2 protein-coding genes are annotated in these 2517 nt (G+C 73.7%); both read right to left on the bottom strand.

The genetic code is table 11. From position 1 onward, the window contains the following. Positions 1 to 47: 47 nt before the first annotated feature. Entirely contained in the window at positions 48 to 1226 is a 1179-nt protein-coding gene (locus VF092_06395; GenBank protein HEX6746910.1) for a L,D-transpeptidase, read from the bottom strand. Positions 1227 to 1545: 319 nt separating this feature from the next. Continuing rightward, complete coding sequence (locus tag VF092_06390) at positions 1546 to 2397, bottom strand: 1,4-dihydroxy-6-naphthoate synthase (GenBank protein ID HEX6746909.1); 852 nt, start codon at positions 2395 to 2397, stop codon at positions 1546 to 1548. Positions 2398 to 2517: the final 120 nt, after the last annotated feature.

Below are 2517 nucleotides of genomic sequence, written 5' to 3'. Positions count from 1 at the left end.
CCGGGGATCGCCGCCCCGGCCCGCGCCTCGTCTCCATCTCCCCGCCGTCAGCGCTCGGAGATGCGCCGGGTTTCCAGTCCCCGCTCCTCGCGCACCTCGTCTTCCGCCGCCAGCAGCGCCTCCCACGCGCGCTCGGCGTAGCGGCCGCCCAGCGCCTCGCGCGGCGCGCGCTTCGTGGGCCACGGCGTGGCAGTGTCGCCCGGATCGCCCGGGTAGAGGCCGACGGAGGCGGCGACGATGGCGCGCGCCACCTCGTCGCGCCGCTGCCGGTCCATGCGGCCGAGGACGTCGAGCGTGCGCAGCGGCCCCTGCGAGAAGGCGTCGGCTAGGTAGACGGCGAACTCCTCGCGCAGGCGCCCCTCGCCGAGCCCGTCGATGCGCGACATCAGCCCCGCCAGCGCCTCGTCGTCCTCCTCCTTCACCCCGCGCAAGAGGAGGACGCTGGCGATGGTCGGCCACTTCGCGTCGCCCTCGGCGACGGCGTCGGCCACCAGCTCGTCGTCGAGCGACGCCAGCAGCTCGTCCGTCGCCAGCCCCTCGAGCTCCACGACATAGGGATCGCGCGGGGGCGGCGTCCCCGCGGGGCGCGAGCTGGTGCGCGCGGCCGGCGGCGGCGCGGGCTGCGCCGCGCGCGAGCCGCCGACGATCACCACCTCGGTGCCGATCTGCACGTCGTGGTACAGCCGCAGCGCGTTCGCGTTGGAGAGGCGGATGCAGCCGTGGCTCACCCGGCGCCCCAGCAGCTCGGGCCGGTCGGTGCCGTGGATGGCCAGCCCGCGCCCGATGTACACCGCCGCCGCGCCCAGCCCGCGCGTGAAGCGGCGCTTGGGATCGTTCGGCCCGGGGACGGGGAGGTCGTGCTCCAGGAAGTACCAGTCGGGGGCGATCCAGTCCGGCTCGCGCGCCTTGTGGGTGACGTGGAAGGCGCCGTTCGGGGTGTGGAAATCCCACGCGGCGCGGTCCGACTCCATCCGCAGCCCGGTGCCGGTGCCGACGGGCGCGCTCCACAGCACCCGCCGCCCCTTGGCGAAGTACAGCCGGTTCTCGTCCAGGTCGACCACGACCGCGTAGCCGCCGCGCGACAGCGCCTGCGAGCGCACGCGCAGCGGCTGCCGCGCCGTCGTGGGCTCCACGTCGCGCGCGGCCCTGCGCTGCTGCGCGGCGAGGTCCGACGTGATCGCCGACAAGGCGAGCGGCGCGATCAGGAGAAGGGTGGATTTGCGCATGAGAGACATCGGTGGGTGCCGCAGGGGAGCCGGACGGCTCCGCGGTGACTCCGTGAACGTACCCGCCGATGCTGCCGACGGGTCGGTCATCCCCACCCGCAAGAGCGATTCCGCGCGCGGGCCAACCCCGATGACTGCTCGTTGAGGCGGAGACCGTGCCCGCCCAGGCTGGCCCCCTCCCCCGGCCCCTCCCCCGCTGCGCCGGGGAGGGGAGAACTCAACACGGACGCTGGATTTGGCGCTTTGTTCTCCCCCGCCCCTGCGCAGCGGGGGAGGGGGTCGGGGGGAGGGGGCCACCCGCGGCCGCGGAGATGCCGGATCAGAGGAAGGGCGACGGGACGTCTTCGTCGATGATGCCCGCCGCGCGTGCGCGGGCGAAGAGCTCGTGGATGGCGCGCTCGCCCTCACCGCCCAGGTCGGCGGTGAAGCGGTTGACGTAGAGGTCGATGTGCTGGCGCTGCACCGCCTCGTCCATCTCCTGCGCGTGCGCGCGGATGTACGCGGCGCCGTCGGCGGGATGGGCGAAGGCGTGCTCGACGGAGCGGCGGATGGCATCGTCGACCGCGCGGATCGCCTCCGCTCCGAGTCCGCGGCGCGCGAGGATGCCACCGAGCGGGATCGGCAGCCCCGTCGTCCGCTCCCACCACTCGCCCAGGTCCACGATCTTCACCAGCCCGTGCCGCGGATAGGTGAAGCGCGACTCGTGGATGATCAGCCCCGCGTCCACCTCGCCGCGCTCCACCGCGGGCATGATGTCGCTGTAGACCATCTCCACCCCCGCGGGCGCGTCCGGCGCGAAGAGGCGCAGCAGCAGGTTGGCCGTGGTGTTCCGCCCGGGGATGGCGATGCGCTTGTCCGCCAGCCCGCCGCCCGCGAGCGGCTCGCGCGCGACGACCAGGGGGCCGCACCCGCGACCGAGCGCGCCGCCGCTACGCAGGAGCACGTAGTCGCGCACGAGATGCGGGATGGCGCCGTAGGAGACCTTGGTGACATCCAGCGCCGCCTCGGCAGCGAGCCGGTTCAGCGTTTCCACGTCCTCCAGCCGCTCGCGGAACGCCAACCCCTCGGCGCCCACAATCCCGCTCACCAGCGCGTGGAAGATGAAGGTGTCGTTGGGGCAGGGCGAAAAGCCCAGCGTCAGCGTGCGTGTCTCGGTGGATGTATCGATCATCGTTTGAAAAACCCTGGTAGAGATCCGTGCGTCGAGCCTGTGTCTTCGCGGCCGCGGACGGGCCCCCTCCCCCCGGCCCCCTCCCCCGCTTCGCAGGGGCGGGGGAGAACTAATCGCCGG

Origin of the sequence: Longimicrobium sp. (genome assembly GCA_036377595.1) — a bacterium.
Taxonomy (GTDB): domain Bacteria; phylum Gemmatimonadota; class Gemmatimonadetes; order Longimicrobiales; family Longimicrobiaceae; genus Longimicrobium.
Note: the sequence above shows the minus strand (reverse complement) of the source record. Positions and strands in the feature narration are given on the sequence as shown.

Excerpts from the sequence above, each read along its gene's own strand:
- VF092_06395 (HEX6746910.1), bottom strand. The coding sequence starts at position 1,226 with ATGCGCAAATCCACCCTTCTCCTGATCGCGCCGCTCGCCTTGTCGGCG.
- VF092_06390 (HEX6746909.1), bottom strand. The coding sequence starts at position 2,397 with ATGATCGATACATCCACCGAGACACGCACGCTGACGCTGGGCTTTTCG.